Origin of the sequence: Nocardia puris (genome assembly GCF_003315035.1) — a bacterium.
Taxonomy (GTDB): Bacteria; Actinomycetota; Actinomycetes; order Mycobacteriales; family Mycobacteriaceae; genus Nocardia; species Nocardia puris.
In genome coordinates, this window is sequence record NZ_QNRE01000010.1 from 129,489 (window position 1) to 153,727 (window position 24,239).

The following is a 24,239-nucleotide window of genomic DNA, read 5'->3' on the forward strand; positions in this document are numbered from 1 at the left end:
ATGGACCCGTCCGATCCCCTGTCGGCCGCCGTCGTGCACCCGAGTGGGCACTCGAGCATCGCACGAGGCGAGGCCGCGAGCTCAACCCAGCTCCGCCACGACCCCCCGTGCGCCCCGCGCGATGGCGAGCTCTTCGTTGGTGGGAACCACCAACACCGCGACCGGGGCACCCGGTGGTGAAATACGCCGCGCGGCGCGGTCTCTGGCCGTGTTGAGAGCCGGGTCCACCTCGATGCCGAAGGCCGACAGATCGGCCAGGGCGTCGGCGCGGACCTGGGCGCTGTTCTCCCCGACGCCCGCGGTGAAGGTGATCGCGTCGACGCCGCCCAGCTCCACCAGATACGCGCCCAGGTAGCGGCGCAGGCGGTGGATGTAGACGTCGTAGGCCAGCTTCGCGGCGGCGTCGCCCTCGTCGATGAGCCGGGTGAGTTCGCGGAAATCGTTCACCCCGGACAGGCCCTTGAGTCCCGAATTGCGGTTCAGGAGTCGGTCGATCCGCTCGATGTCGTACTCGCCCGACCGCACCAAGTGCCCGATGATGCCCGGGTCGATGTCACCGCCGCGCGTGCCCATCACCAACCCCTCCAGCGGGGTGAGCCCCATGCTGGTGTCGATCGGCTTCGCGCCACGGATCGCCGACGCCGACGCGCCGTTGCCGAGGTGGAACACGATCTGCCGCAACGTCTCCGGGTCGCGCCCGAGCACTTCGGCGACCCGCCCCGACACGTACTCGTGCGAGGTGCCGTGGAACCCATAGCGCCGAATGCCGTGCGCGGCCGCCACTTTCGCGTCGATGGCGTAGGTGCGCGCGGCCTCGGGCAGTCCGTGGAAGAACGCCGTGTCGAACACCGCCACCTGCGGTACGCCGGGCAGCAGTTCCCGGGTGCTCTCGATGCCGGTGAGGTTGGCCGGATTGTGCAGGGGCGCGAGGTCGGACAGCTTCGCGATGGTGTCGACCACCTCGTCGGTGATCAGCGTCGGCCGGTAGAACACCTCGCCGCCGTGCACCACCCGATGCCCGACCGCGCAGACGTTCGCCTCGGCCAGATCCAGGCCGGTCTCGGCGAACATGTCGAAGGCCAACCGCAAGCCCGCCTTGTGATCCGGAATGGGCCCGGTGTGTTCGAGGGTGTCATGCCCCGGAACGCTGTGCTCGATCGCGCCGGTCGGCTCGCCGATCCGTTCCACCAGCCCGGACGCCGCGACCACCCCGGTGGCCGGATTCAGCAGCTGGTATTTGATCGAGGAGGAGCCGGAATTGATCACCAGCACGAGTTGGTCGTCGCTCATCAGGCCTCCTGCCGGTCGTTCTGCCCCTGCCGCAACCGCGCCGCGCGCGGGTTTGTTCCGCGCCGGCTCACTGCGCGCCCGCCTGGATCGCCGTGATCGCCACCGTATTGACGATGTCGGCCACCAGCGCGCCACGCGACAGGTCGTTGACCGGCTTGCGCAGGCCCTGCAGCACCGGACCGATCGCGATCGCGCCCGCGCTGCGCTGCACGGCCTTGTAGGTGTTGTTGCCGGTGTTCAGGTCGGGGAAGATGAACACCGTGGCCCGGCCCGCCACCTCCGAATCGGGCATCTTGGCGTCGGCGACGGTCGGTTCGATGGCCGCGTCGTACTGAATCGGACCCTCCACCAACAGGTTCGGCTCGCGTTCGCGCACCAGTTTCGTGGCGACGCGCACCTTGTCCACGTCGGCACCGCTGCCGGATTCGCCGGTGGAGTACGAGAGCATCGCGACCTTCGGGTCGATGCCGAACTGTTCTGCGGTGCGCGCCGAGGAGATGGCGATATCGGCCAGCTGCTCGGAGGTGGGGTCGGGCACCACGGCGCAGTCGCCGTAGGCGAGCACCCGGTCGGCCAGGCACATGAGGAACACGCTGGACACGGTGGACACGCCCGGCACGGTCTTGATGATCTCGAAGGAGGGCCGGATGGTGTGCGCGGTGGTGTGCGCCGCGCCCGACACCATGCCGTCGGCGATCCCCTTGTAGACCATCATCGTGCCGAAATACGAGATATCGACGACGGTTTCGCGGGCACGCTCCAATGTCATGCCCTTGTGCTTGCGCAGTTCGGTGTACTCGGCGGCGAAATCGTCCAGGTGGCCGGAGCTGCGCGGGTCCAGCACTTCGGCCTCGGCGATGTCGACGCCGAGTTCGGCGGCGCGGGCGCGGATCGAGTGCTCGTCGCCGAGGATCACCAGGTCGGCGATCCGGCGCTGCAGCACCCGTCCGGCGGCGCGCAGGATGCGGTCGTCGTCGCCCTCGGGCAGCACGATGCGCTTGCGGTTGGCCCGCGCGCGCTCGATGAGCTGGTACTCGAACATCTGCGGGGTCACCACGGTGCTGCGCGGAATGCTGATGCGCCGCAACAACTCCGGTGCGTCCACGTGCTCCTCCATCAGCGCCAGCGCGGTGTTCACCTTGCGCGGGTTGCCCGCCGACATGCGGCCCCTGGTGCGGTAGGCGGCGCTGGCGGTGTCGTAGGTGCCCAGCGCGGTGGTGAGGATCGGCAGCCGCGGTTTCAGGCCCTCCATCAGTCGCGCGACGGTGGGGTGCGGCAGCAGCCCGCCGTTCATGATTATGCCCGCCAGCGACGGAAAGCCTTCGGCCTCATGGGCGTTCACCAAGCCGAGCAGCACGTCGGAGCGGTCGCCGGGCGCGATCACCACGACGCCGTCCACCAGGCGCTCCAGGATGTGCTCGGCGGTCATGCCGCCGACCATCACCTTCATCGCCTCGCGCTGCAGCAATTCCGGGTCGCCGCTGTACATTTCGCCGTCCACGGCTTCGCACAGCTCGGCCATGGTGGGCGCGATCAGCAGCGGCACCTCCGGCAGCGACCAGGACGGGACATCGAATCCGCCCAGCGCCGAACAGACTTCGTTCAGCTGGTCGGGATCGCACCGGTTGGCGACCACCGCGACCAGCGTGGCGTGCTCCTGCTCCAGCTCGCCCTCACACAGCTCCACCAGCTGCTTGACCTCGGCGGGCGTGCGGTCGGCGCCGCGCACCACCAGCAGCACCGGCGCACCCAGGTTGACCGCGATCCTGGCGTTGAAGCGCAGCTCGCTGGGGCTGGCCACATCGGTGTAGTCGCTGCCCACGATCACCACGGCATCGCAGACCTTGGCGACCTCGTGGTAGCGCATGACGATCTCGGAGATCGCGGCGTCGGGGTCGGCGTGCACCTGCTCGTAGGTGACGCCGATCGCCTGCGCGTAGTCGATGTCGGCGGTGGAGTGCTCCAGCAGGAGTTCGAGGATGTAGTCGGGCTCGGTGGTGGAGCGGGTGATCGGGCGGAACACGCCGACCCGTGCGGCCGTCGCGCAGACGATCTGCAGTACGCCGAGCGCGACCGTCGATTTGCCGGTGTCGCCCTCGGGGGACGCGATGTAAACGGAGGACGCAGCGGATTCGACCATGGGCCCGAGCTTAGTGAGCCGAAGGGCACTGTCTCGGCCAACCGACGGCAAATACCTCCGAAATCACTTTCGCGCCGGATTCCGGACACTTCGGGCGAGCCGGGTTCCGTACGCTCGCGCGTATGACGACGTCCTTCCCGGATCGGCAGTGGGGTTCGCGCACCGGCATTCTCGGGCGCGCGGCCGACAGACTGGCCGCGTCCGGCTTCGGTTCCCGGCTCATCCCGCACGCTCACGCCGCTGGATCGCAAGCTGCTCGAGCGCACCGACGCGAAGTACACGGTGCTCGGCCCGATCGGCGCGCCGGTCATCCTGCTCACCACCACCGGGCGCAAGTCCGGGCAGCCGCGCACGCAGCCGCTGCTGTACGTGCACGACGGCGACACCCTGTACGTGATCGGGAGCAATTTCGGGCAGGCGCACCATCCCGCGTGGACGGGGAATCTGCTGGCCGAGCCGCGCGCGACGGTCGCGATCGCCGGGGAGCGCATCCGGGTACGGGCCACGCCGGTGACGGAGGAGGCGGTCAAGGAGTCGGTGTTCGCGCGGTTCGTGGAGATCACCGGGGCGTATGCGGCGTATCGCGATCGGACCACGCGTGACCTGCGCATCTTTGCCCTGACTAGGGACTGAGGGTTTGGTCATTGACAGTATGCTGTCAAATATGACAACATACTGTCATGCTCACGAAGACCGTTCACGTCGCCGTCTACGACACCCTCGCCGACTGGGAAGTCGGTGCCGCCACCGCGCACATCAACAACCCCAGCTGGCAGATCGCGCCCGGCACCTTCCGGATCGAAACCGTCGCGCTGACCGCCGAGCCGATCACCACCAAGGGCGGCCTGCGCATCACGCCCGACCGCACGCTGGATCAGCTCACGCCGGCCGAGAGCGCGATGCTGATCCTGCCCGGCGCCGACACCTGGGTGACGGGTGAACTCGCGCCTTTCGCCCGCAAGGCGCGTGAATTCCTGGACGCGGGCGTGCCCGTCGCGGCGATCTGCGGCGCGACCTTCGGCCTGGCCGCCGAAGGTCTGCTCAACACCCGCAACCACACCAGCAACGTCGCCGAATTCCTCGGCTACAGCGGGTACGCGGGAGCCGACCGGTACGTCGACGCGCCCGCCGTCACCGACGGCACCCTCGTCACCGCCGCGGCCATGGCGCCGTTCGAGTTCGCACGCGAAGTGCTCGGGGTGCTCGGGGTGTACGAGCCGCACATCCTCGACGCCTGGTACCGGCTGTACGCGCACAGCGATCCGGAGGGGTACGCGGTGTTGGACGCGTATGAGCACGCGCGGGCCGGGGCCGGGGCGTGAATGGTGTCGAGTCACAGCGTGCCTCGCGCGCCGGAGCCGAGGTGACGGCGTGAGCGAGAACCCCGAGCAAGTCCTGTTCAGCACCGCCGCCATCACCTCCTTCCGCCTCAACGGCCAATTCCTCACCATCGCCGAAGAACTCGCCGCCCCCGCCGGCCTGACCGCCGCCTGGTGGCAGGTGCTCGGCGCGGTCCTCCCCGAACCGCTTCCGGTCGCGGGCATCGCCCGCACCATGGGCATCACCCGCCAGAGCGTGCAGCGCATCGCCGACCTCCTCGTCGACAAGGGCCTCGCCGAATACCACCCCAACCCAGCCCACCGCCGCGCCAAACTCCTCACCCCCACCCCCGAAGGCCGCGCCGCCATCGCCCGCATCAACCCCCACCACGCCACCCTCGCCCACCGCCTCACCGAAGAACTGGGCCTCGACCACTTCACCCGAATAGTCGAAGCCCTCACCGCCCTCTCCACGGCTTTGGACCGGGTCACCGACCAGAAGTAGATACGCCGTCAGGCCGTCAGCGCCGTGGGTTACGCTGCTGCGCAGCAGATTCGGCGCTGATCAGGGGGTTCAGTGGCACGAGGCGGTCCGACGCGCGGCCAGATGGTCAGGTTTCGCGCCTTTCGTGAGTACGAGGATCACAAGGCCGAGGCCAATAACGCGATGATGGCGCTGCTCGCCGGCGCCCAGTTATCGGCCCACCTGCTGAAGCTGACCGAGGGTTCGGACCGCTTGCTACCCGAAGTATTCCCGGCGGTCGATCACATCCACCGATTCAATCTGAAGTCCGACCAGGCACGGCAAATCCTGCACGGAGCCGACACTCACCTCGGCAAGATGGCCGTACCCTACGTGCTGTCTTTGCACGAGGACTTCATGCGAACTTGCGTCGGGATGCTGGCCGACAATGGCCTATGCGCGAAAGCCCTCGCCAAACGAAACCTCAGTGACCTGCACACGGACTTCGAGAGCGTGACGAGCCACGTCTACGACACCGACATGATGTCGTATATGACGGTGCTGGGGCACATGCGAAACGCCGTGATCCACAACGGCGGCACAATGACCCGGGTTCTGTTCGACACCCTGGCCCACTGGAGTGGCGCCCAGGAACAAGGCTGGGGCGACCTGGCCAAGCGGAACCCGAAGGACTCCGGGTAGGAGACCGGATCGACTTCGGACAGGGCGAGATGATCGCCGCATTGGCGATTACCAAACGTTCCGATCGCGAGACGAACCTCGGCTTGCAGTCCGCTCTCCCCCGGCCGTGCTGGGCCGCGTTGGTCGTAGACGAAGTGGTCGCCGCTCATCCCAAGATCTTGAACGACGCCAAGGTCGCGCTGCGGAACGCACGGGGAGTCGCCCGGCACAGCTACGGCGTGCTCGGGCTCACCGAGGCCGAGCTCACGGCCGAGATAGCGTCCAGATAGCAGATCGGGCGGCCCTCCTGGGCCGCCCGATCGCGATGACAAAGCGGGGCTCTACAGCTTGAGCTATCGGTTGTGGCCGACCGGGGTGTCAATCCCGGATCTCCGCGCTTCTGTGGAAACTCCGGTCGTGAACCGGCAGGGCCTCGAACCCAGTTCCCGCACCCACTCGGGCGCATGGCCACTATAGCACCCGTCCGGGCCGCGAGCAGGCGTCGTTTTGCCTGCTCCCGGCGATGCGAACCGATCTACTCGAAGGGCTTTCGGGTGCGGCCGATGAGGTCGGCCACGGAGTCGATGACGGCGGTGGGGCGGTAGGGGAAACCTTCCACGGAGGCGCGGGTGGAGATGCCGGTGGTGACGAGGATGGTGCGCATGCCCGCTTCGAGGCCGGCGATGACGTCGGTGTCCATGCGGTCGCCGATCATGACCGTGGACTGGGAGTGGGCGCCGATGCGGCGCAGGGCCGAACGCATCATGAGCGGGTTCGGTTTGCCGACGTAGTACGGTTCGCGGCCGGTGGCGCGGGTGATGAGCGCGGCGACCGAGCCGGTGGCTGGCAGGACGCCCTCGCGGGAGGGGCCGGTGGCGTCGGGGTTGGTGGCGATGAAGCGGGCGCCGCGTTCGACCAGGCGGATCGCGGTGGTGATGGCCTCGAACGAGTAGGTGCGCGTCTCGCCGAGCACCACGTAGTCGGGGTCGCGTTCGGTGAGCACGTACCCGATCTCGTGCAGCGCGGTGGTCAGCCCCGATTCGCCGACCACATAGGCGGTTCCGCCGGGACGCTGGTCGTTGAGGAAGGTGGCGGTGGCCAGCGCCGACGTCCAGATCGACTCCTCGGGGACGTCGAGACCGGTCTGGCGCAGGCGAGCTTGGAGGTCGCGCGGGGTGCGGATGGAGTTATTGGTGAGCACGAGGAACGGCGTCTCGTTGGCGCGCAGTTCGGCGAGGAACTCGTCGGCGCCGGGCACCAGGTGTTCCTCGCTCACCAGCACCCCGTCCATGTCGGTGAGATAGGACAGGATCGGTTCGGTTTCTGCGGTCACCGGACAATTGTCGGCTATCGCGCCCGAACAAGCACGCGACTTGCGGCAGAACCGGCCCGCCCCACGCGGGTTCACCGCGCTGACTATGGTCGGAAAGGACGCCTCCGGACCCGGCCGCCGCTGCCCCCTCGCGACACCGGCCGCGTCCCGGTGGCCGACGGCGTGCGGAACTCCGCACCCACACAGCGAAGCGACAGGAGTGGCGCACATGAGTGAGCTGAAGCTCGGATACAAGGCGTCGGCGGAACAGTTCGGACCGCGCGAACTGGTGGAGATCGCGGTGCTCGCCGAGGAACACGGCCTCGACAGCGCGACGGTCAGCGATCATTTCCAGCCGTGGCGGCACAAGGGCGGCCACGCGCCGTTCTCCCTGGCGTGGATGGCCGCGGTCGGTGAGCGCACCCAGCGCATCCTGCTGGGCACCTCGGTGCTCACGCCGACCTTCCGGTACAACCCGGCGGTCATCGCGCAGGCGTTCGCCACCATGGGCTGCCTGTACCCGGGCCGCGTGATGCTCGGCGTGGGCACGGGCGAGGCGCTCAACGAAATCGCCACCGGCTACACCGGCGAATGGCCGGAATTCAAGGAGCGTTTCGCGCGCCTGCGCGAGTCGGTCGAGCTGATGCGCGCGCTGTGGACCGGCGACCGCGTCGATTACGACGGGCAGTACTACAAGACCGTCGGCGCTTCCATTTACGACGTGCCCGAGGGCGGCATTCCGATCTATGTCGCGGCGGGCGGCCCGCTGGTCGCGCGATACGCCGGCCGCGCGGGTGATGGTTTCATCTGCACTTCCGGCAAGGGCATGGACCTCTACACGGAGAAATTGATGCCGGCCGTCGCGGAGGGTGCGGCGAAAGTGGGCCGCGAGGTCTCCGATATCGACCGCATGATCGAGATCAAGATCTCCTACGACACCGATCCCGAACTGGCGCTGGAGAATACGCGCTTCTGGGCACCACTCTCCCTCACCGCCGAGCAGAAGCACTCCATCACCGACCCCATCGAAATGGAAGCCGCCGCCGACGCCCTGCCCATCGAGCAGATCGCCAAGCGCTGGATCGTCGCCAGCGACCCCGACGAAGCCGTCGACCAGATCAAGCCCTACCTGGACGCGGGCCTCAACCACCTCGTCTTCCACGCCCCCGGCCACGACCAACGCCGCTTCCTCGACCTCTTCGCCCGCGACATCGCCCCCCGCCTGCGCAAACTGGGCTGAGCTACAAGAGAATTCGAGCGCACCGGAAGCGAAATCGCGCGCACCGCATGGGCGCGGCACCGTAAGTGATGGCGATCCGATACTTCCACGGGCGAATCAACCGTTCCGACTGTCGGCAGTCACCGCCAACGACACGGTCGACCGTGAAAGGCGGTGCGGGCGCACTTACAACCCGCGGCCGCACCGCCTTTCGCTCCGCGACCAGGATGGCCAGCGAAGAGGAACCCTGCTACTGATCACGGGTACGCTCCGTGATCAGTAGCCCGACGAGCCCCGGCCAGGTGCGAAGCCGATCGCATCCGCATATTGCTGTTGACAGCAGAGCAACCTCGAACCGCGAACGCGATATCCGCATGCACGGGCAGCGCACCGTCGTTCTCTTGGTCGCCAACTTCCGCCAAGATCTTCCCGGGTCCTGGGTCCGAGAGGTCCGGGACGGCAACTTCCAGACCAACCCCTGGGATGGGACGCCATCCCAGGAGGCCGAGTTCGCACTGTGGGAAGACGTGACAATTCACGGTAACCCGTGACCTCGAAGCCGGTTTCCGCGCTCGAACGAATCACGCGCGGCCCGCGAGACCAGCGAGCCGCGCGGGAATCGTTCCTACCCCAGCGCCTGTTCCAGATCCGCGAGCAGGTCCTCGGTATCCTCCAACCCCACCGAAATCCGCACCACACCATCGGTCAATCCGATGGTGGCGCGACCCTCCGGACCCATGGCGCGGTGGGTGGTGGTGGCGGGGTGGGTGATGAGGGATTTCGCGTCGCCGAGGTTGTTGGAGATGTCGATGATGCGCAAACGGTTGAGCACCTCGAAGGCGCGCTTCTTCCCTTCGCCCTCGGGGGCGTCGAGTTCGAAGGTGACCACGGTGCCACCGCCCGACATCTGGCCGCGGGCCAGATCGTACTGCGGATGTGATTCCAGGAAGGGGTATTTCACCCAGCGCACGCCCTTGTTCTCCTCGAGGAAGCGCGCGACGCGCAGCGCGGACTCGGTGGAGTAGCGCACCCGCAGCGGCATGGTCTCGAGCCCCTTGAGCAGGGTCCAGGCGTTGAAAGGGCTCAGCGCCGGACCCGTATGGCGCATCAGGGTTTTCACGGGTCCGTCGATGTAGTCCTGCGTGCCGAGGATGGCGCCGCCCAGCACGCGGCCCTGCCCGTCGATGTGCTTGGTGCCCGAGTAGACCACCACGTCGGCGCCGAGCTCGAAGCCCTTTTGCAGCAGCGGGGTCGCGAAGACGTTGTCCAGCACCACCTTCGCGCCCGCCGCGTGCGCGAGCTCGGTCACCTTGCGCACGTCGACCAGGGTCTGCATCGGGTTGGCCGGCGTCTCGAAGAACACCGCGGCGGTGGGCTTCGACAGCGCCGCCTCCCACTGGTCCAGATCCTCACCGTCGACGAAGACGGTCTCCACCCCCCAGCGCGGCAGGATCTCGTTGCACACCACGAAGCACGAACCGAACAGGCTGCGCGCCGCCACCAGCCGGTCGCCGGCGCCGAGCAGCGCGCCGAGCGCGGTGAACACCGCCGACATGCCGCTGGCCGTGGCGAACGCGGCCTCGGCCCCGTCGATCAGGCGGATGCGCTCCTCGAACATGGCGACCGTCGGGTTGCCGTAGCGGGAGTAGACGAAGTGCTCCACCTCGCCGGTGAACGCGGCCTCGGCGGCCTCGGCGCTCTCGTAGACGAATCCGGAGGTCAGATACAGCGCCTCGGCGGTCTCCTCGAAACCGGAGCGGCGCAGGCCGCCGCGCACGCCGAGCGTGGCGGGACCGACGCCCTCGGGCAGCGGTTTGTCGAAGGCGCCACCGGTGATCACGACTGGCTCCACGGGAGGCCCTCGGCGCGCCACCCGGTCGAACCGCGGTGCCCGGACGCGTCCAGACCGCCCTCGAAACCCTCGGACACGTTGTAAGAAGGCCCGATGCCGAGTTCGGTGGCCACGCGCGCCGCGTGCGCGGAACGCTGGCCGGAGCGACAGATGAACAGCACGGGTGCGTCCTCGGCCCGGTCGGCCAGTTCCTGCTTCAGCTGGTCGGCGAAGCGCGGGTTGCGGGCGCCCGTGCTGTCGACCCACTCGATCAGGACCGTGCGGCGGTCGAGCGAACTGACGTCGGGCACGCCGACGAAACGCCATTCGGCGTCGGTACGCACGTCGACCAGGACGGCGGCGGGGTTGTCGCGCAACACTTCCCACGCCTGCCGCGGGGTGATGTCACCGGCATAACTCATGTGGACCTCCTGTGGAATCCGCACTTGCCGCGCCCGGGTTCGGCGCGCGGCCAGGTCGTCACCCGGAGCACCCCACCGCGGAGGAGGGTTGCCGACCAGCCAGCCGGGGCTTGACGCTGGTTCTCATGACCTCAGCGACGAGATTGCACCGCGGGCCCGCACCCTGTCAAACAGTGCAGACCAGCCATTTACCGTCGGCGCGGATCAGGTTCCAGGTGGCGGTGCGCTCGGCGCCCTCGACGTCGGTGGTGACGGACACGGTCGCCTTCTCGCCGTCGATGGCGGGCGCGGCGATGTTCTTCACCTGAATCGTCTTGCCCGAACCCTCTTGTCCGGCCAGCGGGGACCGTTCGGGGTCGAAGTCGGCGCAGCCGGTGCCGGGCGGCGGCACCAGGTCGCTGCTGTTGGTCCCCTCGACGAAGTTGCGCACGGCCGCGGAGACCCGGTCGGCCTCTGTGACATTTTTCTCAGCGGGCGCGAGCACGCCGCCGAGCACGATCGCCACCAGGACGATTCCCGCCACCACGGCGGCGGCCACGAACGGCGCCAACGAGCGCCGATCGGTCTGGTCGATCGGAATTGATTCACCTTCGTCGGGCGGCTGCTGCTCGGTCATGGATCGATGATCCCCGACCGTGTTCGACGCACCGGCGCGGGTAGTGCACAGTGGCACGGATAGAATCGCCACAACCACAGCCGTCGCGGTGGGCGTTGGGGGGCGTACCCACGGCGCTCGATGAACTTAGCCTAAGCTAAGACCGCCGACGTTGACGTTTCGACCATAAGGGTGCGCGTAAGAGATGACCGAACAGAGTGCAGTGTCCAATGGCGGTGTTCGCGAACCCTCCGTGGTGACGCAGGCTGCCGCCTCCGGGTCTGACGCGCCCACCGCGGGGCCCCGACCGCTCCGCATCGCGATCGTGGGTGCGGGCCCGGCCGGTATCTACGCCGCCGACGCGTTGATGAAGTCCGACGCCGACGTGTCGATCGACCTGTACGAGCGCATGCCCGCGCCGTTCGGGCTGATCCGCTACGGCGTCGCCCCCGACCACCCGCGCATCAAGGGCATCATCACCGCCCTGCACAAGGTGCTCGACAAGGAGCAGGTGCGCCTGCTCGGCAATATCGACTACGGCACCGACATCACCCTCGACGACCTGCGCCGCTTCTACGACGCGGTGATCTTCTCCACCGGCGCCAACGCCGACCGCGCGCTGCCGATCCCCGGCATCGACCTGGACGGCTCCTACGGCGCCGCCGACTTCGTCTCCTGGTACGACGGGCACCCCGACGTGCCGCGCACCTGGCCGCTGGACGCCGAGAAGGTCGCGGTGCTGGGCGTCGGCAACGTCGCCCTCGACATCGCCCGCGTGCTGGCCAAGACCGGTGACGAACTGCTGCCGACCGAGATCCCGCCGAACGTCTACGAGGGCCTCAAGCAGAACAAGGCCGTCGAGGTGCACGTGTTCGGCCGCCGCGGCCCGGCGCAGGCCAAGTTCACCCCGCTGGAGCTGCGCGAGCTGGACCACTCGCCCACCATCGAGGTCATCGTCGATCCCGAGGACATCGACTACGACGAGGGCTCCGAGGCCGCGCGCAGGCACTCCAAGCAGGTCGACATGGTGGCCAACACCCTCGAGCAGTGGGCCATCCGCGACCAGGGCGACCGCCCGCACAAGCTGTTCCTGCACTTCTTCGAATCGCCCGCCGAGGTGCTGGGCGACGAGAACGGCAAGGTGATCGGCCTGCGCACCGAGCGCACCCAGCTCGACGGCACCGGCAACGTCAAGGGCACCGGCACCTACCGGGACTGGGACGTGCAGGCCGTCTACCGCGCGGTCGGCTACCTGTCGCAGAACATCAGCAGCCTGCCGTTCGACGACCAGGCGGGCACCGTGCCGAACGAGGCAGGCCGCGTCATCGCCGACGAGAACGCCGACGGCGCCGCCCGCTACCTGCCCGCCACCTACGTGACCGGCTGGATCAAGCGCGGCCCGGTGGGCCTGATCGGCCACACCAAGGGCGACGCCAACGAGACCATCGCCTGCCTGCTCGACGACGCCGCGAACTTCACCCCGGCGCCGGAGCCCGATCCGCAGGCCGTGGTGGACTTCCTCGAGGGCAAGGGCATCCCGTTCACCACGTGGGCCGGCTGGTACCGACTGGACGCGCACGAGCGCTCGCTGGGCGAGCCCGAGGGCCGCGAGCGGGTGAAGGTCGTGGAGCGCGAGGACATGCTCCGCGCCAGCGAACCGCACAAGGTGTGAGCGCACGGTCGCGGCGGGTGCACCCGCCGCGACCCTTTGCTTTCGGCCACCGCACCGCCGTCCGCGCCCGTCGGGGCGGCCCGACCGGCAAACCGTTCCCGGCCGACGCGCCGCGAACCCCTACTCGAGGCATTCTGTACCCGTGTTCGATGCCCATGTCCACATCATCGATCCGCGGTTTCCGCTGATCGAGAACGAGGGCTACCTGCCCGACCCCTACACCATCGCCGACTATCGAAAACGGATGTCGCGCTTCGATATCGGCGGTGGCGCCGTGGTGAGCGGGTCGTTCCAGGGGACCGACCAGACGTATCTGAAGGCCGCGCTGGCCGAACTCGGCGAGGGCTGGGTGGGCGTCACCAACCTGCACCTGGACGCCACCGACGACGAGATCGCCGACCTCGACCGCGCCGGCGTGCGGGCGATGCGGTTCAACCTCAAGCGCGCCGCCACCGACATCACCCAGATGACCGTGCTGGCGCTGCGCGCGCACGAACTGGTGGGCTGGCACGTCGAGCTGTATATCGACGGCCAGATGCTGGCCTCGCTGCAACCGGTGATCACCAAACTGCCCGCGCTGTCGATCGACCACCTCGGCATGTCGGCCGACGGCCTGCCCTACCTGCTGGACCTGGTGGACCGCGGGGCGCGGGTGAAGGCGACGGGGTTCGGCCGGGTGGAGATGCAGGTCGCCGACACGCTGCGCCGCATCCACGCGGTGAATCCGCAGGCGCTGATGTTCGGCACCGATCTGCCCGGCACCAGGGCCGGGCGCCCGTTCGAAGACACCGACGTGGATCTGATCTGCGATGTGGTGGGCGTGGACATGTACGCGGTGCTGGAGGACAACGCGCGCGCTTTCTACCGGCTGCCGCCGGTGGAACGGAACGTGGAGGATCCGGCCCCGACACTGCCGCTGCATCCGATCGAGCCCACGACGCCGTTGCGCCGCGAGGCACCGCCGAAAAACACCCAGACGGACACGATTCCGTTCCCGACGGTCGAATAGGCGCGCGGCCGGATCGTCCGACGTGCGGTATACGGTGGGGATCGAACGAACCGCCCTGAACGATTCGATCCGGAGGCCCCACAATGAAGTTCGGCTCCATCGCGGGACTGGGCATCGCCCTGGCCGCCGCGGCCCTCTCCGTCGCCCCGGCCGTCGCCACCGCCGACGACCCCGAATTCCCGCGCAACGGCGTCATTCCGCCCGGGAACTACCACATCGTCCGGCACCCCTCCAATGTCGTGGGTTCGCCACTGGAGAACTGCGAACTGCGCGTCCACCCGAACGGCGTGAACACCGATCTGGCCTGCTTCGGCGGCGTCCACCCCGGTAGGCAGCGGCCCATCGGCCCGGACCAGACGTACGTGACGTTCGCGTTCCCGCTCGGGTTCGACCTGCGCGATATCGACCCGCGGCAGGGGCACTGGATCGGGACGGTGAACATCGCCGACACCCCGGCGAGCATTCCGTATCCGCTGGCCGGGGTCACGCTTCAGCGTCGCTGAGTGCCCGGTGGTGAGCCCGCGGGAGTGGGCTCACCACGGTCAGGCGATGAACGCCCCCACGATCCACACGCCGGTCGCCAGCAGCGCGCCGAAGAGTTCGATGAGGATCGACAAGCCCACACCTTTGAGCGCGTGTTTCGTCGCCACCCAGGCCTGCCGGTTCTCGCGCAACCGATGCAGTTCCGAAAGATAGACGCCGAGTACGAAACCCACGAACAACCCGACCACCGGGATCACGAAGAAGCCGATGATTCCGAGGACGAAGCCGAGGAAGATCGCGCGGTTCGACACGCCCGCGTCCTTCATCTTCCGGCCGGGCCACGTGTATTTGATGACGCCGGAGATCACCAGGAACACCGTGCTCACCGCGAACACCACCCACGCCGTGGTGCCGCCCGTGACGATCGCCCACACCAGGATCGCGCCGAAGATCAGGATCACCCCCGGCAGGATCGGCACGATGATGCCGAGTATCCCGACGAAGATCGCCACCGCGACGAGAATCTCGCCCCACACACTCACCGCCGGTATTCCTCCCGTTTCCGCGCACAGGCACGCCGCAGGGATTCTCGCCCACCGGGCGCCCGCGCGCACGACGGAAGTTCCCCTGGAACCGCGCGCCGTTATTGTCGTAATGTCAACATCGGCGGGCACGCGCCCGCGACGCGGCACCGTCCGCCGGTGCACAAGGATCAACGACGAACCGAGGTAGGGCGTGAGCACACCATCCACCGCCACCAAGCAGGGCCCGCTCGCGGGCATCCGAGTTGTCGAACTGGCCGGTATCGGCCCCGGTCCGCACGCGGCGCTGCTGCTCGCGGACCTCGGGGCCGACGTGGTGCGGGTGCAGCGGCGCAATCTGCTGCCCGGCTTCATGGAGCGCCCGCAGTGGCGCGGCCGCACCATCGTGGAGGCCAACCTCAAGGACCCCGCCGATATCGAGAAGGTGCTCGGGCTCGTCGAGAAGGCGGACGTGCTCATCGAGGGCTTCCGCCCCGGCGTCACCGAGCGCCTGGGCCTGGGCCCCGAGGAGGCGCTGGCCCGCAACCCGCGCCTGGTCTACGGCCGGATGACCGGCTGGGGCCAGGACGGGCCGCTGGCCGAGCGCGCGGGCCACGACATCAACTACATCTCGCTCACCGGCGTGCTCAACGCCATCGGCCGCAAGGGTGAGCGCCCGGTGCCGCCGCTGAACATGGTCGGCGACTTCGGCGGCGGCTCGATGTTCCTGGTGTTCGGCATCCTCGCCGCGCTGGTGGAGCGGCAGAGCTCCGGCAAGGGCCAGGTGATCGACTCGGCCATGATCGACGGCGCGCTGGCGCTCTCGCACATGATCTGGGGCATGCGCGGCGTGGGCCTGTGGTCCGACGAGCGCGGCACCAACCTGCTCGACACCGGTATGGCGTTCTACGACACCTACGAGACCTCCGACGGCAGGTACATGGCCGTCGGCGCGATCGAACCGCAGTTCTACGAACTGCTGCTGAAGGGCCTCGAGATCGACCCCGAGGGCCTGCCCGCCCAGATCGACCCGAACGGTCAGGACCAGCTGCGCAAGCTGTTCACCGAGAAGTTCAAGACCAAGACCCGCGACGAGTGGACCGCCGTGTTCGACGGCACCGACGCCTGCGTCACGCCGGTCCTGACCCTCACCGAGGCCACCGAGAACGCGCACATCGTGGCGCGCAACGGGCTGGTGGAGATCGACGGCGTCGTCCAGCACGCCCCGGCGCCGCGCTTCTCCCGGACACCGGCCGGAATTCCGACGCCGCCGCCGGACGAGGCGACGCCGATCGAATCCGTCTGGGCGGATTGACCATTCGCGTGGACGCCCGGTTTCCCGCTGGGCGTTCACGCGGGGGTGCGGCCGTCGCGATCGCGGTCATCGACCGCCGGGTCGGACCCGCACGTCGATGTCCCGTATTCGCGCCGCCGAAACATGCTGCGGCAGCGAGGAGTTCGTCAGTACAGCGTGAGCGGGTTCAACGGGTCGGCGGCCCGCGGGGTCAGCGCGTCGTAGGCCGCGGCGATGCCCTTCACCGCGATCCGCAAGTCGCCCTCACTGTGGGTGTAGGGCAGGCGGAGGAAGCGTTCGAACGCCCCCTGTACGCCGAATCGCGGTCCGGCGGCGAGTAATACGCCGTGGTTGGGCGCGGTGGCGGCCAGAGCGGTCGACACCGGCGCGGGCAGTTGCGCCCACACCGACATGCCGCCCGCGCCGGGGCTCACCTTCCACTCGGGCAGTTCCTCGGCGAGCGCGGTGAGCAGCGCCGAACGCTGGGCGCGCAACTGGTCGCGGCGCAATTCCAGGATGGCGTCGGCGTTTTCGATGAGGTGCACGGTGGCGAGCTGGTCCACCACGGGCGTGCCGAGGTCGACGGTGGACCGGATGCCCAGCAGTTTGGTGATGAGCGACTGGTGGGTGCGAATCCAGCCGACGCGCAGACCACCCCAGAACGATTTCGACGCCGACCCGATGGTCACGATCTCGGCGCCCTTGCCGAACGCGGCAACCGGCGGGGGCATGGTGTCGACGTCCAGCCCGAGGTCGGCCATCGACTCGTCCACCACGATCGTCATGCGGGTGTCGCGGGCGATGGCGGCCAGTTCGGCGCGGCCCGCCTCGTCGAGCAACATGCCGGTGGGGTTGTTGAAATCGGGCACCAGGTAGGCCAGCGTGGCGGCGGTTTGCCTTGCGGCGCTGCGGATTCCGTCTAGATCCCACCCGGCCGAGGGGTTCTCCGGCAGCAGCGGCACCGGCACCGGGCGGGCGCCGACGTCGCGGATCGCCTCGATGGCGTTCGGGTAGGTGGGGTGCTCGATCAGCACGCGGGCCGCGGGCGCGGTGAGCACGTTGAGCAGCAGGCGCAGACCGTGCTGGGCGCCGAGCGTGATGAGGATCTGCCCGGGTTCGGTGGGCAGCCCGCGCGCGGTGTAGCGGCGGGCGACCGCCTCGCGCAGCGCGAGCACACCGACGGGGTCCATGCCGTGCGTGCCGAGATAGGTCGGAAGTCCTTGCAGCGCAGCCGCATACGACTCCTGCATTTCGGCGGGGGCGGCCATCGCGGCATACGTGAGGTCCACGGTGGCCAGTTCCGGCTGCGACATCGTCGCCAGGATGCTGCGCGCGGGACGCTCCCCGTCGTGCGGCACGGCGGGCGGCAGCGCCACCGTGCTGCGTGACCCCTGGCGGCTGATCAGGTAGCCGTGCTCGCGCAGCAGCGCGTAGGTGGAGGTGATGGTGGTGCGGCTGACACCGAGCGTGGCCGCGAGATCCCGCTCACTGGGCAGCGCGACGCCGAGCGGGGCGCGACCGTCGTGGATCAGCAGCCGGATGCCCTCGGCCAGGGCCAGGTAGGCCGGGCGGGCCCGGCGCGCCGCCTCGTCCGCGCCTATGTCGCGCCAGTTACCCAGGTCACGCGCCAGGCCGGCCGCGCCGATCACTCGTGTCGCCATAAGGTCCAGTATTCCGGTAGTGGCTATTTAGGCGCAAGGCCAGTTGGCCCGATTCTGGTGTCATGACCGCCTTGCTCACCGTCCTCATCTTCGCCGCCGCGGGCGGCGCCGCCTATCTGCTCCTGCGTCGCGACGCCGTAGCCGCGCTGCTCGACGACCAGCTCCACCCGTGGGCGTCGATCCGCGAGGGTGGTGTGAATCACTACGATGAACTGCGGCAATACGCTGACATCGCCGCCGTTCGGGCGCACTCGGACGCGCAGGGGCTGCCGTCGGCCGCAGCCGAGGGCACCCTCGAATCGCTCACCATGCGCACGGCGCTCCAGCCGGAGGCCACCCCGTCGCCCACGCCCATCTCGTAACGAAGCCACCAGCAGGCCAGTTTCAGAAAACTGGCCTGCTGGTCGCGAACCTGTCGGGGGCCGGGTGCACACTGGGGACATGAGTGCGCCCGTCCGTCCGTTCTCCGCCGCGCTGTTCGACACCGCCGTCGGCGTGTGCGCGATCGCGTGGAGTGACGCGGGCGTGATCCGCTTCCAGCTCCCCGAGGCCGATCCCGACGCCACACGCACCCGCATCACGCGCTCCCGCGCCGGCGCCGAGGTGCGCGAGGAGGAGCCGGGCGGCGCGATCGCCGAGGCCGTGGCCGGTGTGCGCGCTCACCTCGCCGGAGAACTCGACGACCTGCGCTGGATTCCCGTCGACCTCGGCGGCGTCCCCGAATTCCACCGCTCGGTCTACGATATCACCCGGGCCATCGACCCGGGCCACACCCTCAGCTACGGCCAGGTCGCCGATCGCCTCGGGTTGCCCGGCGCGGCGCAGGCCGTGGGACAAGCGTTGGGGCGCAACCCGATTCCACTCATCATCCCGTGCCACCGCGTGCTCGCCGCCGACCACGCGCTGCACGGGTTCTCCGCGCCGGGCGAGATCGATACGAAGGCGCGGCTGCTCGAGATCGAGCGGACGCCGGGGTTCGGGGAGCCGACGCTGTTCTGAGGGTGTGGGTGCACGCAGGTATGCGCGTTCGCGGTTCGCCGCCCCGTGTGCGGACTGCCGAACTCCCGCACGGCACCGGCTGGAATCAGGGTCCGCTGTACCGCACGGTGCTGGGTCACGCCGAGATGGAACCCGGCACACGTTCGTCGGGGCGCACGGGGTCTCGACCTTCGCGCTCAGCCGACACGCGTGGCGTGCCCAGGTGCGGCGGGCGGTGCGCGAACACCGGTCGGTACCGTTTCCAGGAGTCGAGCCAGAGGTGGAGGAGCAAGCATGGAGACCGTCACATCGGCGGACGGGACCGTCATCGCCTACGACCGGATCGGGGAGGGTTCGGCGGGGACGGTCATCGTGGTCGGCGGCGCGCTCAGCTTCCGGAAGTTCCCGAAGATGGTGCGGCTGGCCGAGCGACTGGCCGCCGACCACGGGCTCACCGTGCTCAACTACGACCGGCGCGGGCGCGGCGACAGCGGCGACACCCCCGGCGTGTACGACGTGCGGAGCGAGATCGACGACATCGGCGCGCTGATCGAGGCGGCGGGCGGTTCGGCGGCGCTGCTCGGGTGGTCATCGGGCGCGGTGCTCGCGCTGCAAGCCGCCGGATCGGAGCGGGCACCCGGCGTGACGAAGGTGGTGGCGTTCGAGCCGCCGTTCGTGGTGGACAAGTCCGGGCACGTGCCGCCGAAGGACGCCGACGCGAAGCTGCGCGCGCTGGTCGCCGCGGGTAAGCGCGGCAAGGCGGTGAGCTACTACCTGCGCAAGATCATGGGCGTGCCGTGGACGATGGTGTCGGCCATGCGGATCACCCCGTACTGGAAAACCCTGAAGGGCCTGGCGGATTCAACGCCTCACGATTGGACGGTGCTCAGCCCGTTCGCGCGGGGGGAGAAGCTGCGCGGCGTCGAGTGGGCGCACGCCGACGTGCCGGTCCTCGTGCTCTCCGGTGCACAGAGCGCGGCCACCCTGAAGACCGCGGCGAAAGCGATCGCCGCGGTGCTTCCGGACGCCGAACATCGCGAACTCGACAAGCTGGGCCACGACCCGAACGTCGACCTGATCGCCGCACCGGCGGGCGAATTCCTCACGCGTTAGGCAACTTCGACGCCACTTGGCCCAGATGGACGACGCGTTCATGGACGGCAACGGCGAGGTACTCGGGCTGCTCGGGCCGGACCTGTTCGGATCGGCCGATTCGCTGCTCGATAGGCACCCGCGTCACTCACGCCCAGCGCTGACACTGCCGGACCGGCCCGTTGAACAGCATCGACGCGTCGTCGAAGTACCGCGTTCGGCGCGCCACGCATGCCGCGCGGACCGGTCCGATGCTCGCGCCCGGGTCGCTGACCCAGCGGTCTTGCGGGACTCGGACTTCCGCCACGCTCCACACGAATCACACGATCCGACAACCACATTCACCCGAGGCGGGTGCCCATCGCCCAACCGGCTCACGGAGGGTGCTGCCGATAGAACTCACACACCTCACCGGTGAGCAACCCATCCATGCACGCGAAGTACGTCTGAATACAACTGTTGGTGGTGCACCCGAGCTCCCGCAGCCGCTCCACCAGATCGAGGTTCCGCTGCTGCTCCGGATTCGGCGCCGGCGCCCCCGGCACCGACGTCAGCGTCTCGCTCACCGGCACCGCCGTCCCCGGCTCCGAGCACGCGGCCAGCGCCAGCACGACCACCGCCGCGCCCATCACCACACCACGCACCATCATCGAACCTCCGAGAACACCTCCGATTTCGCCAGCGTAATCCCATTCGCGAGAGGAAGCTCGCACGGCGTCGAGATCCATCAACCTGCATGCGAACGAGGAGGAATCAACACCGCCACGCGTGCTATTTCGTCTTCACCAACGCCCAGAACTTCTTGATCCGAGGATCCTCAGAGTCTTCATCGAGGATATTCGTAGGCCCAGATTTAAGCCTGAGACGAACCTTTCGCGCGCCTCTAGCGGCAAGAGTTTCCACACGAGCAAGATCAGCATTCTGCAGGTTGTCAATGAACGGCTTCCACTCGTTCGAATATTCATGAGCCCAGCTCAGACGGTGGTCCTCCGGCTGATAACTGTCTTTGAGAATCAAGGTCGTGTGGGCGTATTCCAAATTCTTCAGATAGTGACGTGTGGCCTCCAACCTAACCGGTATCTCGGCCACTGCCTGTTCGCCTGCATCCACCACTTCGGCGCCACTGGACCGCAGCGCCCTCAAGATTTCTGGACGCCGGTAATTGTATTCCCCATTCCGGAACATGAGTTCGACAAGATCTTTGTGATGCACACCGGTGAGCCCCTTTAGATCCGCATTCGAGGACGGCACAGTCATCTTCTTGACCTTAGTTTCCACGAGTTCGAGGCGCCAACCGGAACCGGTGGGCAATACCAGAGAATCTATCCGGCAATCAACTAAGCTGACATTTTCCACATTGACCCTGCTGAGATCGAGCGGATCCACAAAGGCAGCACCTACAATTTGCGCGCCCGGCATATAGCCTGCAGCCGCTATAAAAGCAGACCACATGGCGCCAAGATTCGTAGCCGCGACCGCGTCATGAACAACACCGTGACGCCGATCTGTTGCTTGAAACTTATTCAGCGCACCTACAATGGCCGAAAGGTCCGAGGAAGCAACTACACTGCTAACCGTCGCAGATCGCCACTCCGTTCGAGCCATCAGCCTGTGGAACGACCCGAGTTGACCTTCACTGAGGTGGTTCGACGCCATGCCGGCGAGGAAGTTGTCGAAAAAAACTTCATGCTGAAACCTGAACCGCGTCGGACCGCGCGTACCCGATTCCGAAGTCAATCCGCAGAGAACTTGCAGACGTTCTCGAAGCCCGGTACGCTCATCCAACTCATCTACATCAGACAAACCCAATGCCATAGCAGCCGCTAGCTCGAGGTCGCCTGAGTCTACTTCTCGCTCGCGGCTGTCGACCATAATTTCCGCGACATATTCGAATGTGCGTTTGAGTTCTTTTCTATTCAGTAGTCCGGTACCGCTCTCCTCCGAGTACGCCAGCTTTCTCTCTTCCCGAACTATATAGTAATTTAGAAGTTGCTCGGTAAAAGACAGTTCCTGACTTGAGGTTTCATAGTCGCCAGAGAGACACATCTCCGCGAACGCCCGGGCAAAGAACAGGAGTCCCAGTAACAAGCGATCTCGCCCGGAGAGCCTCAGGAATAGATCGGCCGAAAGACCATAGTCCTTCAAGAAGGAAAGGACCTCATCGGATGACCAACGTTGCACTTCGGCTATTCTGTGACGCACAGCGGCGTTACCCGTCTTGGTCGCACGCTGCACACTTGAACGATACTGATTCACATAGAATGACGAGCGCGCTGAAACCACCAATACACCCCGGCCGCCGAGGGCGTCGAGCCAGCCCTGCAATGAATCGAGTGCATCACTATAGGCAGCTCCGCCGAGTAGCTCGTCGAATCCGTCGATGAGTAGCGCAATCAGACCATTTCTACACAACGCCTTGACTCGCTCGTCAGTCAAGTTTTGAGTCAATGCAACTGCGTCGTTGACGGCCGCATCCAAGTTGTCGAGCACCCGACCGGTGGACCGGACATAGAGAAACAGTGGGGAATCGCCACCGTTCTTTCCCGTCCCATTCTCCACTTCGTATGCCCGATTCCTGGCAGCTTTCACCATCGCCCGCGTCTTACCTATGCCGGCCTCACCGTTTATGAAGACGACCTGCGTCTGCCCCTTCTCGACCCCTAGATCTTCGTCGACACCGTCGATCAACTGTGAGAACATCTGCTTGGCAGGATTACCGCCGCCATATTCGGTCACCATCACATGTGCTTCACGGTGAGCCTTAACGTCAGATTTCCAACCCAGATGCTTTACTTCTTCTTCCGCGAATTGGCGCTCGATATCGTCGAGCTTGTAGCGGAGTCGACTGGCAATGATAGGCCAATTGGCCAGTTGCCTCAGGTACTCTCGATACGGGACCCATCCTTGCTCACTCTGCCACTGGGGCCCGTCCGGACCCAGACGAAAGTAGTCTCTACGCGCCTGCACGCCTTCGCTTACGGATTTTCCCCACTCGTACCCGAAGCCATGATCGTGCTCGAAGTACTGTGGAGCGAGGTACGCGACATCAGAGAAGGCGCTGAGATCGCTCTCGACGTCCGCGCGGAATACCTCCAGCACAGAGTCGGGCACCCGCTTGCTGACCAGCCGCTGCCGCAGTAGATCAACTAGACCTTCATCGACGACGACTCGCCTGTAATCGTGCGTTCCAAACTCCAAGAATACTGGCTGCCCGCCGTGAAAATTGGAGTATACACACCATACATCGGCGGAACGCGCGAAGATGAACGGCCATAGCGACACGCTCACACCCGGCCAGGCCAAGGTTGGGCGAAGAAGCCGGCTTTCATCGACCTCCACGAGGTTGACCTCAGCCTCGGAAAGAAGTAGTGCGACTTCGTCGGAAATGGCACGAACCAGCTCCTCGACAATTTCAGAAAGTCCATCAGGGATAGCGCCACCATGACTGACGTGATCGCGAAGGTTCTTTGTCGAGCGAATCATCGGAGGCGCATCAGGAATTCCCAGATCGTAGCGGGACAGAACCCGATCCAACACTGAGTTCAAGTCGGATCCCAGCGTTCCAGATGGCGCCTGCTCAAAACTTCGGCGAAGATTCCTGAGCAACGAGACCCATTCGCCCAATCCGGGAGACCTTCCGATGCTCACCGTTGGCAAACCTAGCGAATGAAGAGATGATACTGCAATCAGCGCCAAGAACCTCACCTGAAAGTCCAGGGCTGAGAAGCTCTCATGCACGCTCAGCGGCCTGTCTGCCGAAGTTCTCGCATATGCTGCTTCAATTCCACGAAATGCGGCTAAAGCAGAGCTGGTCATAGCGAACCTCTACACTGTTGTGCGGCTTGCGATTCACTCGCCGCGAAATCTGTGAGTAGAAGGCTAGCACCGCCCCCTTGCGCATGTGTCACTGTTGTCGCTTACGCCGACCTCAGATGCATCAGACGTACGCGACTTCCCAGGACAGACTGTTCCCCACTAAACAAGCAAACGTGGTCGAACCATATAATGCGAAATCATCGTTTTGCAGTCATCGATTCCGAAACTTCTGAAACAAATACCCACCTATCTCAGACCTGCGTGGCGAGGTCCTCGCGGAAGGGAGGGCGGCATCGGTGACAGCCTGGTCGACGTACTTGGGGACGTCGTAGAAGTCCACGTAGGCGCCTCCTTCGACCACCACGAGCTTCTTCGGGCCGAGGGCGCGGGCGCGAAAGTTCGGTCGAGTGCCAGAGCGAACAGCCTCGCCGCCCGCGACGA

22 protein-coding genes, 1 pseudogene and 1 riboswitch are annotated in these 24,239 nt (G+C 66.8%); of the genes and pseudogenes, 13 read left to right on the forward strand and 10 right to left on the reverse strand.

The window, feature by feature from the left end; genetic code table 11:
• Positions 1–81: 81 nt before the first annotated feature.
• Together DFR74_RS23175 and pta are read right to left on the reverse strand one after the other, a co-directional pair.
• Positions 82–1,290: an acetate kinase gene (locus tag DFR74_RS23175; protein ID WP_067511874.1), complete on the reverse strand. Its 1,209-nt coding sequence runs from the start codon at positions 1,288–1,290 to the stop codon at positions 82–84.
• A 67-nt stretch (positions 1,291–1,357) separates the two neighbouring features.
• The gene (pta, locus tag DFR74_RS23180; protein ID WP_067511876.1) at positions 1,358–3,430 is read right to left on the reverse strand and encodes a phosphate acetyltransferase; all 2,073 of its coding nucleotides are present in this window, start codon (positions 3,428–3,430) and stop codon (positions 1,358–1,360) included.
• A 122-nt stretch (positions 3,431–3,552) separates the two neighbouring features.
• Here pta and DFR74_RS23185 point away from each other — a divergent pair.
• The 5 genes and pseudogenes from DFR74_RS23185 to DFR74_RS23205 all read left to right on the forward strand — a co-directional run bounded on the left by DFR74_RS23185 (position 3,553) and on the right by DFR74_RS23205 (position 6,183).
• Positions 3,553–4,063 (forward strand): annotated as a pseudogene (locus DFR74_RS23185) (nitroreductase/quinone reductase family protein).
• A gap of 47 nt (positions 4,064–4,110) precedes the next feature.
• Positions 4,111–4,752 carry a DJ-1/PfpI family protein gene (locus tag DFR74_RS23190; protein WP_067511880.1) on the forward strand — a complete coding sequence of 214 codons (642 nt, stop codon included), beginning with the start codon at positions 4,111–4,113 and terminating at the stop codon, positions 4,750–4,752.
• A gap of 49 nt (positions 4,753–4,801) precedes the next feature.
• The gene (locus DFR74_RS23195) at positions 4,802–5,254 is read left to right on the forward strand and encodes a MarR family winged helix-turn-helix transcriptional regulator (protein WP_067511882.1); all 453 of its coding nucleotides are present in this window, start codon (positions 4,802–4,804) and stop codon (positions 5,252–5,254) included.
• Between the two features lie 72 nt (positions 5,255–5,326).
• Positions 5,327–5,914, forward strand: a complete 588-nt coding sequence (locus tag DFR74_RS23200) for a hypothetical protein (protein ID WP_147265886.1) — start codon at positions 5,327–5,329, stop codon at positions 5,912–5,914.
• Positions 5,915–5,955: 41 nt separating this feature from the next.
• Positions 5,956–6,183, forward strand: a complete 228-nt coding sequence (locus tag DFR74_RS23205) for a hypothetical protein (protein WP_147265887.1) — start codon at positions 5,956–5,958, stop codon at positions 6,181–6,183.
• A gap of 245 nt (positions 6,184–6,428) precedes the next feature.
• On the opposite strand, the gene DFR74_RS23210 is transcribed toward DFR74_RS23205, so the two are convergent.
• On the reverse strand, positions 6,429–7,184 hold the full coding sequence (locus DFR74_RS23210; RefSeq protein WP_067511921.1) for an HAD-IIA family hydrolase: 756 nt from the start codon (positions 7,182–7,184) through the stop codon (positions 6,429–6,431).
• Between the two features lie 250 nt (positions 7,185–7,434).
• On the opposite strand from DFR74_RS23210, the gene fgd reads away from it, so the two are divergent.
• Positions 7,435–8,445, forward strand: a complete 1,011-nt coding sequence (gene fgd, locus DFR74_RS23215) for a glucose-6-phosphate dehydrogenase (coenzyme-F420) (protein WP_067511888.1) — start codon at positions 7,435–7,437, stop codon at positions 8,443–8,445.
• 604 nt (positions 8,446–9,049) lie between these two features.
• Here fgd and DFR74_RS23220 read toward each other — a convergent pair.
• The 3 genes from DFR74_RS23220 to DFR74_RS23230 form a co-directional block, all read right to left on the reverse strand.
• Positions 9,050–10,264, reverse strand: a complete 1,215-nt coding sequence (locus tag DFR74_RS23220; RefSeq protein WP_067511922.1) for an O-succinylhomoserine sulfhydrylase — start codon at positions 10,262–10,264, stop codon at positions 9,050–9,052.
• A complete protein-coding gene (locus DFR74_RS23225) occupies positions 10,261–10,677 on the reverse strand; it encodes a rhodanese-like domain-containing protein (RefSeq protein WP_067511924.1) in 417 nt (138 codons plus the stop codon). The genes DFR74_RS23220 and DFR74_RS23225 overlap by 4 nt, the downstream gene beginning before the upstream one ends.
• Positions 10,678–10,692: 15 nt before the next feature.
• Positions 10,693–10,808, reverse strand: a riboswitch (SAM riboswitch).
• Between the two features lie 35 nt (positions 10,809–10,843).
• A complete protein-coding gene (locus DFR74_RS23230; RefSeq protein WP_067511890.1) occupies positions 10,844–11,293 on the reverse strand; it encodes an Rv0361 family membrane protein in 450 nt (149 codons plus the stop codon).
• 295 nt (positions 11,294–11,588) lie between these two features.
• Between DFR74_RS23230 and DFR74_RS23235 the strand changes: the two genes are divergently transcribed.
• The 3 genes from DFR74_RS23235 (at position 11,589) to DFR74_RS23245 (ending at position 14,456) form a co-directional block, all read left to right on the forward strand.
• Positions 11,589–12,944: an FAD-dependent oxidoreductase gene (locus DFR74_RS23235; RefSeq protein ID WP_232331847.1), complete on the forward strand. Its 1,356-nt coding sequence runs from the start codon at positions 11,589–11,591 to the stop codon at positions 12,942–12,944.
• Positions 12,945–13,086: 142 nt separating this feature from the next.
• A complete protein-coding gene (locus DFR74_RS23240) occupies positions 13,087–13,953 on the forward strand; it encodes an amidohydrolase family protein (protein WP_067511892.1) in 867 nt (288 codons plus the stop codon).
• An 83-nt stretch (positions 13,954–14,036) separates the two neighbouring features.
• A complete protein-coding gene (locus tag DFR74_RS23245) occupies positions 14,037–14,456 on the forward strand; it encodes a hypothetical protein (RefSeq protein WP_067511894.1) in 420 nt (139 codons plus the stop codon).
• Positions 14,457–14,495: 39 nt separating this feature from the next.
• Here DFR74_RS23245 and DFR74_RS23250 read toward each other — a convergent pair whose 3' ends face one another.
• The gene (locus DFR74_RS23250; RefSeq protein WP_067511896.1) at positions 14,496–14,978 is read right to left on the reverse strand and encodes a DUF456 domain-containing protein; all 483 of its coding nucleotides are present in this window, start codon (positions 14,976–14,978) and stop codon (positions 14,496–14,498) included.
• A 193-nt stretch (positions 14,979–15,171) separates the two neighbouring features.
• On the opposite strand from DFR74_RS23250, the gene DFR74_RS23255 reads away from it, so the two are divergent.
• Positions 15,172–16,272, forward strand: coding sequence for a CaiB/BaiF CoA transferase family protein (locus tag DFR74_RS23255; RefSeq protein ID WP_067511898.1), 1,101 nt, complete (start codon positions 15,172–15,174; stop codon positions 16,270–16,272).
• Between the two features lie 146 nt (positions 16,273–16,418).
• Here DFR74_RS23255 and yczR read toward each other — a convergent pair whose 3' ends face one another.
• Positions 16,419–17,912, reverse strand: coding sequence for a MocR-like transcription factor YczR (gene yczR / locus DFR74_RS23260; RefSeq protein ID WP_067511900.1), 1,494 nt, complete (start codon positions 17,910–17,912; stop codon positions 16,419–16,421).
• A gap of 62 nt (positions 17,913–17,974) precedes the next feature.
• Between yczR and DFR74_RS23265 the strand changes: the two genes are divergently transcribed.
• The 3 genes from DFR74_RS23265 to DFR74_RS23275 all read left to right on the forward strand — a co-directional run bounded on the left by DFR74_RS23265 (position 17,975) and on the right by DFR74_RS23275 (position 20,003).
• On the forward strand, positions 17,975–18,274 hold the full coding sequence (locus tag DFR74_RS23265) for a hypothetical protein (protein ID WP_067511902.1): 300 nt from the start codon (positions 17,975–17,977) through the stop codon (positions 18,272–18,274).
• A 79-nt stretch (positions 18,275–18,353) separates the two neighbouring features.
• On the forward strand, positions 18,354–18,911 hold the full coding sequence (locus tag DFR74_RS23270) for a methylated-DNA--[protein]-cysteine S-methyltransferase (protein ID WP_067511904.1): 558 nt from the start codon (positions 18,354–18,356) through the stop codon (positions 18,909–18,911).
• A gap of 273 nt (positions 18,912–19,184) precedes the next feature.
• A complete protein-coding gene (locus DFR74_RS23275) occupies positions 19,185–20,003 on the forward strand; it encodes an alpha/beta fold hydrolase (protein WP_067511906.1) in 819 nt (272 codons plus the stop codon).
• 353 nt (positions 20,004–20,356) lie between these two features.
• Here the strand turns inward: DFR74_RS23275 and DFR74_RS36175 are convergent, their stop codons facing one another.
• Both DFR74_RS36175 and DFR74_RS35510 read right to left on the reverse strand, forming a co-directional pair.
• Positions 20,357–20,710: a hypothetical protein gene (locus DFR74_RS36175; RefSeq protein WP_157115861.1), complete on the reverse strand. Its 354-nt coding sequence runs from the start codon at positions 20,708–20,710 to the stop codon at positions 20,357–20,359.
• A 43-nt stretch (positions 20,711–20,753) separates the two neighbouring features.
• Positions 20,754–23,798, reverse strand: a complete 3,045-nt coding sequence (locus DFR74_RS35510; RefSeq protein WP_147265888.1) for an NACHT domain-containing protein — start codon at positions 23,796–23,798, stop codon at positions 20,754–20,756.
• Positions 23,799–24,239 lie beyond the last annotated feature (441 nt).

What these genes read in the sequence shown, in the direction of transcription:
- DFR74_RS23265 (WP_067511902.1), top strand. Translation starts at nt 17,975, where the DNA reads ATGACCGCCTTGCTCACCGTCCTCATCTTCGCCGCCGCGGGCGGCGCC.
- DFR74_RS23245 (WP_067511894.1), top strand. Translation starts at nt 14,037, where the DNA reads ATGAAGTTCGGCTCCATCGCGGGACTGGGCATCGCCCTGGCCGCCGCG.
- DFR74_RS23275 (WP_067511906.1), top strand. Translation starts at nt 19,185, where the DNA reads ATGGAGACCGTCACATCGGCGGACGGGACCGTCATCGCCTACGACCGG.
- DFR74_RS35510 (WP_147265888.1), bottom strand. Translation starts at nt 23,798, where the DNA reads ATGACCAGCTCTGCTTTAGCCGCATTTCGTGGAATTGAAGCAGCATAT.
- DFR74_RS23270 (WP_067511904.1), top strand. Translation starts at nt 18,354, where the DNA reads ATGAGTGCGCCCGTCCGTCCGTTCTCCGCCGCGCTGTTCGACACCGCC.
- fgd (WP_067511888.1), top strand. Translation starts at nt 7,435, where the DNA reads ATGAGTGAGCTGAAGCTCGGATACAAGGCGTCGGCGGAACAGTTCGGA.
- DFR74_RS23210 (WP_067511921.1), bottom strand. Translation starts at nt 7,184, where the DNA reads ATGGACGGGGTGCTGGTGAGCGAGGAACACCTGGTGCCCGGCGCCGAC.
- DFR74_RS23190 (WP_067511880.1), top strand. Translation starts at nt 4,111, where the DNA reads ATGCTCACGAAGACCGTTCACGTCGCCGTCTACGACACCCTCGCCGAC.
- DFR74_RS23175 (WP_067511874.1), bottom strand. Translation starts at nt 1,290, where the DNA reads ATGAGCGACGACCAACTCGTGCTGGTGATCAATTCCGGCTCCTCCTCG.
- DFR74_RS23225 (WP_067511924.1), bottom strand. Translation starts at nt 10,677, where the DNA reads ATGAGTTATGCCGGTGACATCACCCCGCGGCAGGCGTGGGAAGTGTTG.
- pta (WP_067511876.1), bottom strand. Translation starts at nt 3,430, where the DNA reads ATGGTCGAATCCGCTGCGTCCTCCGTTTACATCGCGTCCCCCGAGGGC.
- DFR74_RS36175 (WP_157115861.1), bottom strand. Translation starts at nt 20,710, where the DNA reads ATGGATCTCGACGCCGTGCGAGCTTCCTCTCGCGAATGGGATTACGCT.
- DFR74_RS23230 (WP_067511890.1), bottom strand. Translation starts at nt 11,293, where the DNA reads ATGACCGAGCAGCAGCCGCCCGACGAAGGTGAATCAATTCCGATCGAC.
- yczR (WP_067511900.1), bottom strand. Translation starts at nt 17,912, where the DNA reads ATGGCGACACGAGTGATCGGCGCGGCCGGCCTGGCGCGTGACCTGGGT.